This window comes from bacterium (assembly GCA_035549195.1).
In the GTDB taxonomy this organism is placed as follows: Bacteria; Oederibacteriota; Muellerivitia; order Muellerivitales; family Muellerivitaceae; genus DASZRK01.
Genome location: DASZRK010000017.1, coordinates 1 through 13,241, shown reverse-complemented (window position 1 = coordinate 13,241; position 13,241 = coordinate 1). Strand labels below are relative to the sequence as shown.

The window sequence follows — 13,241 nt, the reverse complement described above, 5'->3', positions numbered from 1 at the left end:
GATCAGCCCCTTCGCCGTCTTCCTTCCCGCACCGCCCAAAAGGTATTGAGAATGAAGAACAGGAGCGCTAAGGCGTTCCACAGGGCGCCCCAGCGGCGAAGAGGGGTTGATCCAGCGATATCCCCACCCACCCGGAGCGCCAGGGATGCCTGCAATAGGAACCAGTGGGAATAAAAGAACCGGTGGAAGGGGACCGGTGTTTTCAGGACGCGTGGCAAAAGAAGGGGCGCATGGCTGAAGACCATCGAAAAGACGAGCCCCAAGAAAATACAATGAAGTAAAGCATCATAGGCAAAACCAGAGTCCACCGGAGCGGCGATCGATCCGACCAATCCCCCGAGGAACAGCCAAACGTAGCTTGAGACGAGGCAGGTCTTGGTGTAGGTTTTCCAGCCTTCCGTTCCTTGGCCGATCCATTCTTTCTCGAATATCAGCAGGCAGAAGGCCAGAAGCAGGAAGCCCGCCCCTGCGACGCGGACGCCGATGGCCGGTTCAAAAGGCTGTAAAACAACCCCGGTCATAAGCAAAGCAACGTCCACTAACAGAAGTGCCCCCCGCCATCCGCTAGGCCGCCACCGAATGGCCTCCAAGCGCTCCGAAGCAATGGTCAGGACGAACAATATCTGCCAACCCGCCATGACGTGGGGAATAGGTTCCCCCCGCCACCAAAACAAATTACCCCAGGCCCAACCGGCTCCCCCTCCTAAAGCCAAGGCGGCGGCATAGGCCGGTTGTTTCCCAAAAAAACCGATGGAAACCAAAAGATAACCCAGGCTTGCGGCCAGGAATAACAAGGCTCCCCAGTTCTCTGGACCACCCAATAGAAGGGTCCAAGCCCCTGCCACCGTTGCCAAGGGAACGATCAAGCCGGTCTTTGACCGAAGGGCACTGGCCCTCGCCAGGCCGATGATGGTCCCGAAAAAGCCGCTGACCATCAGGGGACCATGAAAAGAGATCCAGTTGGCTTGGGGGACCGGCAATTGCCATTGCAAACGCAAAAGTCCGCCCCAGACGGCAAATACCAGGGTCAATAGAGCCGAAAGGACGAGGGGAATGCGTTTGGAGATTTGGCGCAAGACAGGCTCCTGAAGGCCGCTGTTTTCGGAAGAGGATGGGTCATTTTACAACGAGTGGCTATGACTTATCTCACGGTGTACTTAATGGATCCCATGGTGATGGCCCGTGTATCCATGCGGCACATGGACACCGCGCCGGGCGATCTTTTCGGTCATGATCGTGTTGCGCATGAAAAGGCAGGAGACCAGGTAAGCCCCGGAGCAACTGAGGAAGAGGGGGAGGAGGCCCAGGGGTTGGTGGGTCAATTCGAAAGCGAAGATCACGGAGGTCAGGAAAGCCCGGGAGGCCCCGGTAAAAAGGGCGGCCATGCCCACCAGGGCCCCGACCTTGGGGTCCAGGCCCGCCATGGGGAAGACCCAGGCCAATCCGCCCGCCATCAGGAATCCTAACCCTCCGCCGATGGTGAAAAGCGGGGCTAGGGTGCCCCCTGAGGTGCCGCTCCCAAGGGAAAAGCACCAAGAGAGGAACTTGAAAATAGTGAGGCCTATGATGAGCGAAAAGGTGAAATCACCTTTCAGCAGATGCTCGATGTTGTCATAGCCTACCCCCATGGTCTTGGGCGAAAAGAGCCCGATGGTCCCTACGGCTATCCCCCCCAAGGCGGGCCACCATTTCCAATGCAACGGGAGGTGTTCGAAGCCGTCCTCCACGGCATAAACGGCCTTGGTGATCCCGATGGCGAAGAGGCCGGCCAGGCACCCGATCAAGGCATAGAGGGCCAAGGCCTTGCCGGAGGGAACGGCCAGGTCCGGCATGGGGAACATGGGAGCCGCATCCACCAGGCGCATGCGCAGGGCCAGGGCGGTGGCACTGGCGAAGGAAACGGGCAGGATCGATTTGGGATGGAACTCGAAGAGCAAAAGCTCGATGGCCAGGAGCGCCGCCGAGACCGAAACGCCGAAGGTGGCCGCCATGCCCGCGGCCGCCCCGGCGGCCAGGAGGATCTTCCGCTCATCCGTGGAAAAATCGATCCATTGTCCTACGACGGAGCCGATCGCCCCACCTGTGGCGATGATGGGCCCCTCGGCACCGAAAGGACCGCCTGTGCCTATGGAAATGGCCGACGACAAGGGCTTGAGCCAGGTCAGGTTCGGGTGGATGCGGCTTTCCTTGGTAAGGATGACCTCCATGGCCTCGGGTATGCCGTGTCCCCGGATGGCTTGGTGCCCCCAATAGGCCATGAGCCCCACGATGACGCCGCCGATCACGGGGACCAGGATGACGAGGGGACCGAGGCCGTTGTCCGCCGGGGAGACGGTCTCGAAGGAAAGGCGGTGATAAAAGGAAAGGTTGGTGAAGAAGGCGATCAAACGGACCAGGCCCAGGGCCACCAGTCCGACCACCAGCGCGATGACGATGGAGGCCGCGCAAAGGATGGGGGTTTTGGCGTTCAAGATTCCGGGCCCGGTCCGGGGATGGGATCCCTTTGCCCGGCGGGATGAGGCCTTATTCTTGGCCAAAACTTCTCCTTTCGATCAACTGGGAATGACCCGAGTTTACGGAAAAGGCCCCGGGAATTGCAACGGACCCAGGACCCTTAACCTAATAAAACAAGTATTTACTTGTTTTATTAAAAGGGGCCCTTTATAGTCCGGGAAGATCTTCGATCCTAAAGGAGGCCTTATGCTTTTGATCGCTGTCGGGTTGTTCGCCGTCGCCGCTGTGGGTGGTTTGATCCTGGCGGTTCTCCATTTCAAGAAGAAGAACCTCCCCCTTCCATTGGCCTTGCTCCACGGGCTCCTGGGAGCGGCAGGCTTGGTGACCTTGCTGGTCTTCCTCTTGCAGGGAGGGACCGCCTCGAAAGTCGCCCTTTCGCTCGGCTTGTTCCTGGTGGCGGCTTTGGGAGGTTTCTTCCTGTTCTCCTTTCACCTGAGGAAAAAGCCGTTACCAAGCCCGGTCGTGATCATCCACGCCCTTGTCGCCGTTGCCGCTTTCATCCTGCTCCTGTTAGCGGCCTTTTTCCCGGCCTGAAATGATCCATCGGGAAGGCGCTTTCAGGCCGATGGGTCATCCGCTCCATGCCCCCTTTACCCATTTTCCGTTGGCATTGTGGGTGGCGGCCTTCCTGGGGGACCTGGTCCATGCCGGGTGGGGAGGGGAGTTCTGGCGGGCCTTCTCGTTTTGGAACATCGCTTTTGGCATGGGCTTCGGGATCGTGACGGCCACGACCGGCTTTTACGATCTGATGAAGATCCCGGATGGCAAGTCCGGGGCCCTTCGGACGGGGATGTTCCACATGGGGGCCATGTTGACGGCCTTTTGCCTTTTTGGGGTCAGCCTTTATTTCCATAGGGAAACTCCCGCCGCCGAGCCGTGGCGGCCCCTGCCCGGGCTTTTGCTTTCGGGATCGGGGACCCTGGTCCTTCTCTTCGGCGGCTGGCTGGGAGGGCAGTTGGTTTACCGGCATGGCGTAGGCTATGATCGATAACAACATGAACATCAGGCCCCACGGATGAAATTAGAGAATCTTTCCCACTCCAACAGGTCCATCCTCCTGTTATTGAAAAGACAGGGGGCCTTGACCATGGCCCAACTCGCCCACGAAATGAAGGTCACGAAGGAGGCCGTCCGGCAGCAACTCCTCGGGCTTCACCGGCAAGGTTGGGTGGAAAAAGAGGTCCTTCGCGAGGCCAAGGTCCGCAGTGGACGGCCCACGGTCCGGTATGGCCTGACCCCTTTGGGGGACCATTTTTTCCCCAAGGATTACGACGCTTTGGCGGCTGAGCTATTGGAGACCATCGGCCGGAGGTTGGGGCCTCCTGCCCTGCGCCGGCTTCTTTCCGATATGACGGAGACCAGGGTCAGGAAATGGCGGCCCGTATTGGAAGGGAAACCCCTCCGCGATAAGGTCAATTGCCTCAAAGACCTGTATTTGGAAAAGGATCCCTTCCTGTCCGTGACCGAGACCGCCGATGGTTTCCGCATGGTGGAAGGGAACTGCCCGTTCTTGAACGTCGCTTCACGCCAACCAGCCTTATGCAGTGTCAGCGTATCGGTCCTGACCCAACTTTTAGGCGTGAAGGTGGTGCGAGAAGAAAGGTTCCAGTCGGGGGACGGCCGCTGTGTTTTCCATGTCTATAAGCATAAGCCGGTGAAGAACAGGCCGGCTTCATTTCAATTGGAACCGGAGGCCGGTAAGGCCTAAAGGATTTCGGCAAAACCCGTTCCTCTCCAAGGCGGATCCCGGGCTGAATGACACGGGAATGACACGGGAAGGGGTCCACTGCCCATAAAGCCCTATCAGGCAATGGCGGAAGTCCACTTCCCTGCCTGTGTCATAACCGTGTCATTGGAACCCATCTTTTCGGTTACTTTCTCGTCGGCGGCCATCACCAACCGTCTAAATGAAAAAAGCCTTTGCCCGCGAAACCATTGCAGGCAAAGGCTTTTGTTTATGTGCTGGGGACTGAGATTTTTAGTCGGAAATTTCGGAAAAGCCCTGAAAGAATTTCAAGTCCACTGCCTTACCAATTAGGACTAACCCTCCATTGTGGTGGGCCACCTGGCCATAAAGCCGAAGTGTCGAACCACAGCCCTAATTGTAGCCCGCGCAAAGGGCCTAAGTCAGGGGGGTTATTGTAGCCAAATCGGCAGGACGGACAACTTATATTCCTGAAGGCGACCGATCGTTCTGGTATCGTTCGATGGGCCGGGGCCCATCACCTGGGGGTTTGAAGGCGCGCGACGCGGGGATTAGGATGGGGCCCTTGAGGAGGACGACGTGATCCAATTCTTCATGAAGGGCGGGCCGCTGATGTGGCCCCTGTTGGCGGTGTCCCTGGCGACCGTGACGGTCGCCTTGGAGCGCCTCTGGTTCATCCTGCGCGAGGGCCGTTCCCGGCGTCCGGCGGACGTCGAGGCCTTCTTCACGAAGCTGGAAAAGGGCCAATGGGACGCCGCCCAAGCGGCGGGGAAGGGCTCGACGGATTTCGCCGCCCGCGCCCTCGCCTATGGTCTGGAGAACCGCGCCACTTCCTTTTCTGGCGCCTACCTGCAGGCGGCGGCCCGGGAGCTCGCGCGCTTCAGCCGGGGCCTGGCGCTCCTAGACACGGCCATCACCCTGGCGCCCTTGATGGGGCTTTTGGGCACCGTGACCGGGCTCATCCGTTCCTTCGGCCTCTTGGGGGATTCGGAACTGCAGGCCCCCGCGGCCCTGACCGGCGGCATCGCGGAGGCCCTCATCGCCACCGCCTTCGGGCTGGTCATCGCCATCACGGCGCTCATCCCCTTCAACTTCCTCAACGCCCGTCTGGAGGCCGCCCGCCGCGAGATGGAGGATGCGGGCACCCGGGCCGAACTGCTGATCCAGAAGGCCGGGAAGTGACATGATCATCCCTTCCCCGGTCGCCCGGCGTCGGGCCCGCCTGGAGATCATCCCCTTGATCGACGTGATGTTCTTCCTCTTGGCCACCTTCATCATGGTGTCCCTCTCCATGATCCAGGACCGCTCGATCCCCGTGAACCTGCCCGGGGCCCGCAGTTCGCAAGCCAGTCCTGAGAAGGCGGCCGTCATCCTCGCCGTCACGAAAGAAGGGAAGATCTTCTGGAACAAGGAGGCCCTGGACCTGAAGGACCTTCCCGCCCGCCTGCAGGGCCTGGTCGCCGCCGATCCGGACCCGAAGGTGATGGTCCACGGGGACAAGGCGGCGGATTTCGGAACGGTGGTCTCGGTGCTGGACGATGTCCGCAAGGCCGGCGTCAAGCGAACCGCGATCCGCACCCAGGGAAAATGAAATGCGGGATGCCACCCTTCGGACCTGTTTCGCCCTGGCGATCCTCCTCCACGCAGCGGTCTTTGTCCTGGGAAGCCTGGGCTTGAGCACCCGGGTCGAATATGGCCTGAGGGGGCAGGCGGCCCAGGCGGGTGAGGCGCCCAAGGCGCGGCGCCCCGAGGAGCAGGTGGTGAGCCTGGAGGACTTTTCCGACGAAGCCGCTAGGGTCCGTCCCAAAGCCCGGCCTGTCCCCGCCCCGGAGGATCCCCAGGCGAAGGGCCCGGCCCAGAGCGGCACGGCCGATAGGCCTTCCTATCTTCGGAACCCGCCACCGCCCTATCCGTTGGAAGCGCGGTTGGCCAAGCAGCAGGGCAGGGTGACCCTGAGGGTCTCCATCGACGCGGAAGGGAATGTCACCGGGGTCCTGTTGAAGGCCAGCTCGGGGTTCCCGCTCCTGGACGAAGCCGCGCTCGCCACGGTCCGGGATTGGAAGTTCAAACCGGCGCGCCTGGGCGGCGTGGCCATCTCCACCGAGACCGATATCCCGGTGCGGTTCCGGCTCGATCCCTGAAACATCCCCGGAATGCCCGGCCGAACGGGCGTTAGGGACCGGGTCCCTTAGGGTCCGGTTGGGAAAGATGGGACTGGAAGAATTTGTGGTAGTGGCGGTATTGAAGGTACATCAATTCGAAAAGGGCGTCGCGCAGGTCATAGTTCACGTCCCCGCCGAGGCGCCGGAGCACTTCCTTCACGCAGAAATAACGCGGGCCCGGGCCCGAACCCTGCGGGTCCTCCGATTCGCTCCAGAAGTTCTGCAGCTCCGCCACGACGGCCATGACCTCCGGATAAAGCGCGGCGATCTCGGCGCCCGCGAGGCGCATGAGTTCCTGTTGTCGCAGGCTCTCGTGCACATATTCCTTCAGGATGCCCTCGCGGACCTCCTCCGGGACCTCCTGGACGATGAAGTCGGACTTGAGGGTCTGGGCCAGGTTGACGGTGCTCAAGGAGAGGATGAGCTTGAGCGTCTCCCGGGGCTTGGAGGGATGGACGTGCTTCTTCTGGCGAAGGATCCCCAGGTTCTCGTCCAGGCCGGTGTTCTTGATGATCTGGCGGGCGATCCCGGAATAGTCGGTCTTGTCTCTTTTGAAGAAGGGTTGCATAAGGGGTCCCGATCCATTCCGGCCATATCCCCGGCCGAACAGGACCGGGCTCCTGGCATGATAAGCCCGCTCCTCCCTCGCGGGTCCGCGAAATGAAGAAAGCACTTTCTTTGTCGGGTGGGTTCTTGGCCTCCGGCGTCCCTACAGGACCGTGCGGCGGCCGATGGGGTCCGTCAAGGAATCGTGCGCCCAGATGCAGAGCTCGTGGTCAAAGAACATGTCGGGATCGAAGGCGGGGAAGATGATCTTCGCGGCGACCAGGGCGTTCTCCCAAGGGCCGAACAGGACCCAGGCGGCGTCCAGGAGCTCCGGATAGGTCCGTTCGACATATCCGTAGGAAGGGAAGACCTTGTTGCAGTGGTAGATGTTCCGTATGACCAGGATGACCTGGTCCTTTCTCCAATTCGTCCCGGCCTTGGGGTCGGCCATGAGCCACCTCTTTCAGGAGGTGGGCCTTCTCTATCCGTGGAGGTCCGTTCGCGGGGTCATGGGGAGGTAGGCCTTTGGGTCTTGCCTCGCCTGACCCCTGCCAGTGTGCTACCCGCACGGAAGGTCCGCAAGAAAAAGACGCAGGGATCCGCGGCACCCGGAAAGCTGTCGCTAAACTTGGCAGGGCTGTGAAGAAACCGGACAGGGGATGGTCCGGCCTTGCTTATCCACTGTGGTGGGTTCAGTGGACGTTCGAGATCGAATCCTTGGTCTTTTCATGCTTGGTCTTCAATATCTTTTTCAGGCTCTTCGTCCGGTCGCCTTCCCTTTGCTCCCGACCCTGCAGGTCCAGGTCGTCCTTCCCAAGGCTCTTTTCTTCCTCCAAAGCCCTTTTCGATCCCTCCGATAGCCGATCATCGGCTGCCTTATTTTTCTTGACCGTTCGAAGGGCGGGATTCGCCGTTCTTTTAAGGTTCGGGGTGGCCAGGACCTTTTTCTTGGAGCGCAAGGCCGGTGTGGGTTTCCCGGCCGTGTCGGGCCGGACCCAGGCGGGAAAGACCAGGAACAGGGAAAGCGGAAGGATCAGGAAGCGCATGGTTCGGGAAGGACGGGACCGGTCAACCCTTCGCCCGGCCCTCCAGGATCCGGTCCACCACACGGGGAAGGGCGGGGAACTCCAGCATGTTCAAGGGTTTCACCAGATAGAAGTCGCTTTCCAGCTCCCGGCTGTCCAGCACGTCCGAGGCGTTGCTGGAACCGGACACCACGACCAAAGGGATGTTCTCCAGGCGGGGGTCCACTTTGATCTCCGCCAGGACTTCGCGGCCGTCCTTGCCCGGCAGGCTCAGGTCCAACAGGATCAGGTCGGGAAGGCTGCCACGGCCGGCCTGGCGGCGCAGATATTCGAGGGCGGTCTCACCGTCGGTGATCATCTCCACATGGATGGGATGGCGGCTGTTCTTCAACGCCTGCCGCATGAAGAAGCTGTCGGCCGCGTGGTCCTCCACCATCAGGACCTCCACGGTCTTTTTGGAAACTTCCAAAATCGTCGCCATATGTCCCTCCTCCGTATAGGAAAGGGCTGTCGGACCCATCCGCCCTTTCAAAAATCATCATGCCGGGGGACGGCTTTTTCAATTCCCTGTCCGAAGAAAGGCGCCCTAAAAACGACCGACCGGCCGAGGGCCTAGCGTTTACCCAGGGCGGCGGCCTTCTGCCACTTGGCTTCCAGGTCCACCATGGCCTTCGACAGGGCCTCACCCTTCAAATGGCGGACCTTCTTGCGGTCCAGGCGCTTGATCATGAAGAGGGTCTTGGCTTTCTTGGGTCCTTTTTGCTTGGTCATGACGGCTCCTTGAAGCGGCGGAATGGTGGCCAGGCCAGCCTAGGGCTTCCGGGGGCGAATAGATATGGATGGGGAAAATAAAGGCGGAGCGGACGGGCCTTAGTCCCTCCGGTGTTCCTGGGCGGCCTTCAGGAGCTCCTTCGGGTCGATGCGAACCTTGTAATCGGGATCGAAGTGCGAGAAGAGGATGGTCCCGTCCCGGCCCACCAGGTAGGCCGCCGGTACGGGCAGCTCGTCCTGGTTCGAACCGCCCGAGGCTTCATCGAGCTTGATGTTCCACTTGCGGTACTTCTCTTGTGTCATGGCGTCCAAGCGGAAGACCAGCCCGAATTTTTTCGCCAGGGCCAGTCCCCGGTCGGTGAGCAGGGTATAGGTCAGTTCGTGCTTTCCCGCCATTTCCTTCAGGTGGGTGGCGTCGTCGGGGCTGATGGCCAGTGTGCGCCAGCCCAGGGCGGTAAGGTCCTTCTGGATCCCCTGGAGCGCTCCCAGGTGGGCGTTGCAGTAGGGGCACCAACTACCTCGGTAGAAGATGAGAAGGCTGGGCTGTTCGGCCAGGAGCTTCTTGAGGCGCACCTTCTTGCCCGCCACGGTGCGCAGGACCCCGTCGGGGACCCGGTCGCCCTTTTGAAGGGGCGCGACCGCTTGGGCGTTCTTGGAGACCTTGCCGACGGTGTTTTCGGAAGCCTGGGTCGGGAAGGTGGAGGCGAGGCTGAGGATCAAGGCGGCAACGGAAAGGATGCGTTTCATGGGGCTCCTAGCGAGAGGGATTTGGAAGGCATTACCCCCTTGGGACGTCCCGGGTTACGGAAAGGCCGTCCTTTTGTCTTTAGAGCTGAAAGATCCCGAAAGAGGTCCCCGCCAGTTCGATCGCGCCCCGGTGAATGCGCGCTCCCTGGGTCAAGAGGGGCAGAGGCCAGGCGCCCCGGGACAGTTGGAAGCGGGCCTTTTGACGGCCCGGCTGGATCACGACCAGCAGCTTCTGGCCGTCCCTTTCCCGGAGGTAGGCAAGCGGCTGGTGTCGGCCCTTGGAGAGCACCTGGAAGGAACCCTTGGCCTGCAACGCCGGGTGGGCGTGCCGGAGGGCGGCCAGGGCCCGCACGGTGGCCAGCAGGGAAGAAGGGTCTTTTTCCTGGGACGCCACATCGGGAGCTTTGGGCGATGGGTCCACCGGCAGGTAAAGTTTTGTGGGCCTGGCCGTCGAGAAGCCTTTGTTGCGGCCTTTGTCCCATTGCATGGGGGTCCGTGTGCCCGTCCTCTCGTAGCCCCCTTCCTTAGTGGGGGTCTTCTCCAGGTAGGACATGCCGATCTCGTCGCCGTAATACACGAAGGGAACGCCGGGTAGCGTCAAAAGGAACGCGAAAGAAGTCTTCAATTCCTTGGGACCCAGGTAACGGGAAATTCGGGAAAAATCGTGGTTGCCCGAGGGCACGCAAACATAGCCACGGCTTCCAGCCTCTTTCGTCAGGTGCTGGAAGGTCTTGAGGAAGAGGGTGATGTCGCCTTGGCCCGAGGAATGAAAGAAGCTCTTTTTCCCGTCGCGGAACAGGGAAAGGTAGGCCCCGGCGTGGGGGCCGAAGTGAAGCAGGAAATCGGCGTCGAAGCCGGCCTGGATGGCCCGGGAGGGGTCGGACCATTCGGAAATGAGGAAAGCCTCGGGGTAGCGGCGCTTCAAGGCGCCCGAGAGCTTCCGCCAGAGGCGGATCGTGGCCTGGCCGTCCGGGTCGCCCTTCACCAGCGAACCGGCCATGTCCACGCGGAATCCCGAGGCTCCCAACTTCATCCAGAAGAGCATGATGCGGAGCATCTCGGCCGCGGTGGCCTTGGGGCCCGGGTGGTCCACCCCCTGCTGCCAGGGCTTCTTGGGATCGGGATGGGCGAAACCATAGTTGAGCGAAGGCTGGGAATAGTAATAGTTGGCCGCGTAGCCCACGGAGCGCTCGGCCAGGCCCCGGATGAGGTTCAAGCCGGGTTCGTGGATCTCCGAATGGCCGTCGGCCCAGACATAGCGGTCACTATAGCGGTTGCGGCCGGCGCGGGAGGCCATCCGGAACCAGGGGTGATCGATGGAGGTGTGTCCCGGCACCAGGTCCAGGCAGACACGGATACCGCGCTTTCTGGCCTCGGCAAAGAGGCGCTTGGCGTCGGCGTTGGTGCCGTAGCGCGGGGCGATGCGGTAAAAGTCCGCTACGTCGTAGCCCGCGTCCTGGAAGGGGGAGACGAAGCAGGGGTTGATCCAGAGGGCGTTGAAACCCATGGACCGGATGTAGTCGAGCTTTCGCGTGAGTCCCGGCAGGTCGCCGATGCCGTCGCCGTTGGAATCGTAGTAACTCTGGGGATAGACCTGATAGAAAAGGGCGTTCTCGAGCCAGGAAGGGGGTCGGTTCATGGAAGGATCAGCGGATGATACTTTCGGACTGCTCCATGAACCTATAAAGGTCGATGACGTCCACATGCAGGGCCAGGGCGATCTTTTCGATGACGCTCTGGGTGGGGTTGGACCTCGGATGGGCCTCCTCGATCTTCTTCAGGACAGGGTGGGGGACCTTGGCCTTGGCGGCCAGGGCCTTTTGGGTCATGCCCTTCCTCAAGCGGAAGGTGGTGACATTGGCCCCGAGGCGGTGCTTGGGGGTGGGGTTCTGGGCGGCCTTGTAAAGGTGCAGGTGTTCTTTCTTCCAGCGGGCCAGAACGGCCTTTTTGACCTTCTTCGGCTTTTTCGCGCGGATGTTCATGATCCCTCCTGGCGTTGGGAGCCGGCCGCCGGGCCGACCCCTTCCATCAACGCCTTTTTAGGATATCAGGACGGATGAAGGGGGAATAGCGCTCCCTCGATCCGCCCGGTGGGCTTAGTGGCGGCCCCGGAACCCGTCCCGGTTGCCCTTGGGCTTGAACTTATTGTTGGTGCGCTTGGGGTCGGCGAAACGGTTCCACCCGCCGGGCGTGGTCCCGGTCGTCTTCGGGAGTTCCATCTTCACGGGCGTGGCCGGTGCCGTCGGGGCTGCGGCCGCTTTCGAGGTTTCCGGGGCCTTCTTGGTCGCATCGGGCGTGGGCGCGGGTGTTGGCTCAGCGGCCGCCACCGTCTCCTGGGGATTGTTGTTCTGATCTTCCATTGTGATTTCCTTATAAAGGCTCGGGGCCAGTTTTGTGCGAAACGGGCTATACCTTAGGGGTTGAGGGGGGAAATGAATAGAGGTATTCGATAGAAAAGGGGGTATGGGAGGCGGGAATGGGGCGAGGGTCCTTTGTTTAAAGGTTTATTGGATACCGCACCCGTTGGGAACGGATCTTTTTTCCGGTTCGGCGCAGTTCAGGACGATGCGCTCGTTTTTGACGCCATGGATGGGAACAAGACAAAGGTCGAAGGGTCCTTCGCGGTCCTTGAGAGGATCTTCCGACCTCTTGCCGCTCAGAAGATCCAATTTCTCGATCAGCGTTCTTGTTGGACCGGTTTTCGGGGTTCGGACCAGGGTCCGGGCTTAGTTCCGAGGGGCCTTCAAGAGCTCCATCTCTTCCGCCGTCAGCTCGAAATCGAAGATGCCGATGTTCTCCCTCAAGTGCAGGCTTCCGGCCGCCTTGGGGATGGCGGCGATGCCGCCCTGTTGGATGAGCCACCGGAGCGCCACCTGGGCGGGGGTCTTGCCATGCCTCTTCCCGATCTCTGCCAGGTCCCTGCGGCCCAGGAACTTTCCCTTTTCCAGGGGCGTATAGGCGCAGACCACCACCTTCTGTTGGAAGGCGTAGGGGAGCAGGGCATCCTGCGGATGGTCGAGGCTCAAGGGGACCTGGTCGCAAGCGATGGGCCGGTCGGCGAGGGCCTGGGCCTTCTTGAGGAGTTCCAGCGGGAAATTGCTGACGCCGATGGAGAGGGTCTTGCCCTGATGGGCCAGGCGGCTAAGGGCCCGCAGGGTCTCTTCCAGGGCCACGGCTTCGTTGGGCCAATGGATGAGGAGCAGGTCCACGTGGTCGGTCTTGAGGCGACGGAGCGAATCCTCGGCGGCGCGGATGAAATCCTTCTCCCGATGGTGGTTGGTCCAGACCTTGGTCGTGAGGAAGAGCTCCTCCCGGGGCACGCCGGAGTCGGCCAGGGCCTGGCCGATCTCGGTCTCGTTGCCGTACATCTCGGCGGTGTCGATATGCCGGTAACCCGCCTGGAGGGCCATGCGCACCACCGCCACGCAGTCGTTGTCCCGGAGGTTCCAGGTGCCGAGTCCCAGGGCGGGCATGGAGCGGCCATTCGGCAAAGGGAGATGGATCATTTAGGGAACCTGCCCGCCCGGTTTTGGCGCCCGTCGCAAGCGACGGCGCCGCGACTCGGCACAACCAAGAACGCCACTCGGCTGGTGGGCCGAGTGGCAGGTGTCCCGAGTTCTGGGGCGGGCATGGAACGGCCATTGGGCAAAGGGAGATGGATCATTTAGGGAACCTGCCCGCCCGGTTTTGGCGCCCGTCGCAAGCGACGGCGCCGCGACTCGGCACAACCAAGAACGCCACTCGGCTGGTGGGCCGAGTGGCAGGTGTCCC

Annotated in this window: 18 protein-coding genes; 6 read left to right on the top strand and 12 right to left on the bottom strand. The window is 61.4% G+C overall.

Annotated elements, in window-relative coordinates:
* Positions 1–2: 2 nt before the first annotated feature.
* Positions 3–1,076 carry a hypothetical protein gene (locus VHE12_03305; GenBank protein ID HVZ79810.1) on the bottom strand — a complete coding sequence of 358 codons (1,074 nt, stop codon included), beginning with the start codon at positions 1,074–1,076 and terminating at the stop codon, positions 3–5.
* Between the two features lie 81 nt (positions 1,077–1,157).
* Positions 1,158–2,471 (bottom strand): chloride channel protein, encoded by a 1,314-nt coding sequence (locus VHE12_03300; GenBank protein ID HVZ79809.1) that lies wholly within the window; start codon positions 2,469–2,471, stop codon positions 1,158–1,160.
* 229 nt (positions 2,472–2,700) lie between these two features.
* On the opposite strand from VHE12_03300, the gene VHE12_03295 reads away from it, so the two are divergent.
* The 6 genes from VHE12_03295 to VHE12_03270 all read left to right on the top strand — a co-directional run bounded on the left by VHE12_03295 (position 2,701) and on the right by VHE12_03270 (position 6,360).
* Positions 2,701–3,048, top strand: coding sequence for a hypothetical protein (locus VHE12_03295; protein HVZ79808.1), 348 nt, complete (start codon positions 2,701–2,703; stop codon positions 3,046–3,048).
* 31 nt (positions 3,049–3,079) lie between these two features.
* Complete coding sequence (locus VHE12_03290) at positions 3,080–3,505, top strand: DUF2231 domain-containing protein (GenBank protein HVZ79807.1); 426 nt, start codon at positions 3,080–3,082, stop codon at positions 3,503–3,505.
* A gap of 24 nt (positions 3,506–3,529) precedes the next feature.
* On the top strand, positions 3,530–4,222 hold the full coding sequence (locus VHE12_03285; protein ID HVZ79806.1) for a DNA-binding protein: 693 nt from the start codon (positions 3,530–3,532) through the stop codon (positions 4,220–4,222).
* 576 nt (positions 4,223–4,798) lie between these two features.
* On the top strand, positions 4,799–5,401 hold the full coding sequence (locus VHE12_03280) for a MotA/TolQ/ExbB proton channel family protein (protein ID HVZ79805.1): 603 nt from the start codon (positions 4,799–4,801) through the stop codon (positions 5,399–5,401).
* A 1-nt stretch (position 5,402) separates the two neighbouring features.
* Positions 5,403–5,810: a biopolymer transporter ExbD gene (locus tag VHE12_03275; protein HVZ79804.1), complete on the top strand. Its 408-nt coding sequence runs from the start codon at positions 5,403–5,405 to the stop codon at positions 5,808–5,810.
* A gap of 1 nt (position 5,811) precedes the next feature.
* A complete protein-coding gene (locus tag VHE12_03270) occupies positions 5,812–6,360 on the top strand; it encodes a TonB family protein (GenBank protein HVZ79803.1) in 549 nt (182 codons plus the stop codon).
* A gap of 31 nt (positions 6,361–6,391) precedes the next feature.
* On the opposite strand, the gene VHE12_03265 is transcribed toward VHE12_03270, so the two are convergent.
* From VHE12_03265 to VHE12_03220, 10 genes are all read right to left on the bottom strand, one after another.
* Positions 6,392–6,949 carry a hypothetical protein gene (locus VHE12_03265; GenBank protein ID HVZ79802.1) on the bottom strand — a complete coding sequence of 186 codons (558 nt, stop codon included), beginning with the start codon at positions 6,947–6,949 and terminating at the stop codon, positions 6,392–6,394.
* Between the two features lie 141 nt (positions 6,950–7,090).
* Positions 7,091–7,378 (bottom strand): hypothetical protein, encoded by a 288-nt coding sequence (locus VHE12_03260; GenBank protein HVZ79801.1) that lies wholly within the window; start codon positions 7,376–7,378, stop codon positions 7,091–7,093.
* A gap of 241 nt (positions 7,379–7,619) precedes the next feature.
* Positions 7,620–7,973 (bottom strand): hypothetical protein, encoded by a 354-nt coding sequence (locus tag VHE12_03255; GenBank protein HVZ79800.1) that lies wholly within the window; start codon positions 7,971–7,973, stop codon positions 7,620–7,622.
* A gap of 22 nt (positions 7,974–7,995) precedes the next feature.
* On the bottom strand, positions 7,996–8,433 hold the full coding sequence (locus VHE12_03250) for a response regulator (GenBank protein HVZ79799.1): 438 nt from the start codon (positions 8,431–8,433) through the stop codon (positions 7,996–7,998).
* A gap of 131 nt (positions 8,434–8,564) precedes the next feature.
* The gene (locus VHE12_03245; protein ID HVZ79798.1) at positions 8,565–8,723 is read right to left on the bottom strand and encodes a hypothetical protein; all 159 of its coding nucleotides are present in this window, start codon (positions 8,721–8,723) and stop codon (positions 8,565–8,567) included.
* A gap of 99 nt (positions 8,724–8,822) precedes the next feature.
* Complete coding sequence (locus VHE12_03240; GenBank protein ID HVZ79797.1) at positions 8,823–9,470, bottom strand: peroxiredoxin-like family protein; 648 nt, start codon at positions 9,468–9,470, stop codon at positions 8,823–8,825.
* A 79-nt stretch (positions 9,471–9,549) separates the two neighbouring features.
* A complete protein-coding gene (locus VHE12_03235) occupies positions 9,550–11,109 on the bottom strand; it encodes an alpha-amylase family glycosyl hydrolase (GenBank protein ID HVZ79796.1) in 1,560 nt (519 codons plus the stop codon).
* Positions 11,110–11,116: 7 nt separating this feature from the next.
* Positions 11,117–11,452 carry a helix-turn-helix transcriptional regulator gene (locus tag VHE12_03230; protein ID HVZ79795.1) on the bottom strand — a complete coding sequence of 112 codons (336 nt, stop codon included), beginning with the start codon at positions 11,450–11,452 and terminating at the stop codon, positions 11,117–11,119.
* Between the two features lie 114 nt (positions 11,453–11,566).
* Positions 11,567–11,830: a hypothetical protein gene (locus tag VHE12_03225; GenBank protein HVZ79794.1), complete on the bottom strand. Its 264-nt coding sequence runs from the start codon at positions 11,828–11,830 to the stop codon at positions 11,567–11,569.
* 366 nt (positions 11,831–12,196) lie between these two features.
* Positions 12,197–12,976 (bottom strand): aldo/keto reductase, encoded by a 780-nt coding sequence (locus VHE12_03220; protein ID HVZ79793.1) that lies wholly within the window; start codon positions 12,974–12,976, stop codon positions 12,197–12,199.
* Positions 12,977–13,241 lie beyond the last annotated feature (265 nt).

Bases quoted from the DNA above. Each gene is read 5' to 3' on its own strand.
- VHE12_03260 (HVZ79801.1), bottom strand. From the start codon at position 7,378: ATGGCCGACCCCAAGGCCGGGACGAATTGGAGAAAGGACCAGGTCATC.
- VHE12_03290 (HVZ79807.1), top strand. From the start codon at position 3,080: ATGGGTCATCCGCTCCATGCCCCCTTTACCCATTTTCCGTTGGCATTG.
- VHE12_03285 (HVZ79806.1), top strand. From the start codon at position 3,530: ATGAAATTAGAGAATCTTTCCCACTCCAACAGGTCCATCCTCCTGTTA.
- VHE12_03250 (HVZ79799.1), bottom strand. From the start codon at position 8,433: ATGGCGACGATTTTGGAAGTTTCCAAAAAGACCGTGGAGGTCCTGATG.
- VHE12_03220 (HVZ79793.1), bottom strand. From the start codon at position 12,976: ATGATCCATCTCCCTTTGCCGAATGGCCGCTCCATGCCCGCCCTGGGA.
- VHE12_03255 (HVZ79800.1), bottom strand. From the start codon at position 7,973: ATGCGCTTCCTGATCCTTCCGCTTTCCCTGTTCCTGGTCTTTCCCGCC.
- VHE12_03235 (HVZ79796.1), bottom strand. From the start codon at position 11,109: ATGAACCGACCCCCTTCCTGGCTCGAGAACGCCCTTTTCTATCAGGTC.
- VHE12_03240 (HVZ79797.1), bottom strand. From the start codon at position 9,470: ATGAAACGCATCCTTTCCGTTGCCGCCTTGATCCTCAGCCTCGCCTCC.
- VHE12_03295 (HVZ79808.1), top strand. From the start codon at position 2,701: ATGCTTTTGATCGCTGTCGGGTTGTTCGCCGTCGCCGCTGTGGGTGGT.
- VHE12_03275 (HVZ79804.1), top strand. From the start codon at position 5,403: ATGATCATCCCTTCCCCGGTCGCCCGGCGTCGGGCCCGCCTGGAGATC.
- VHE12_03245 (HVZ79798.1), bottom strand. From the start codon at position 8,723: ATGACCAAGCAAAAAGGACCCAAGAAAGCCAAGACCCTCTTCATGATC.
- VHE12_03225 (HVZ79794.1), bottom strand. From the start codon at position 11,830: ATGGAAGATCAGAACAACAATCCCCAGGAGACGGTGGCGGCCGCTGAG.
- VHE12_03270 (HVZ79803.1), top strand. From the start codon at position 5,812: ATGCGGGATGCCACCCTTCGGACCTGTTTCGCCCTGGCGATCCTCCTC.
- VHE12_03265 (HVZ79802.1), bottom strand. From the start codon at position 6,949: ATGCAACCCTTCTTCAAAAGAGACAAGACCGACTATTCCGGGATCGCC.
- VHE12_03230 (HVZ79795.1), bottom strand. From the start codon at position 11,452: ATGAACATCCGCGCGAAAAAGCCGAAGAAGGTCAAAAAGGCCGTTCTG.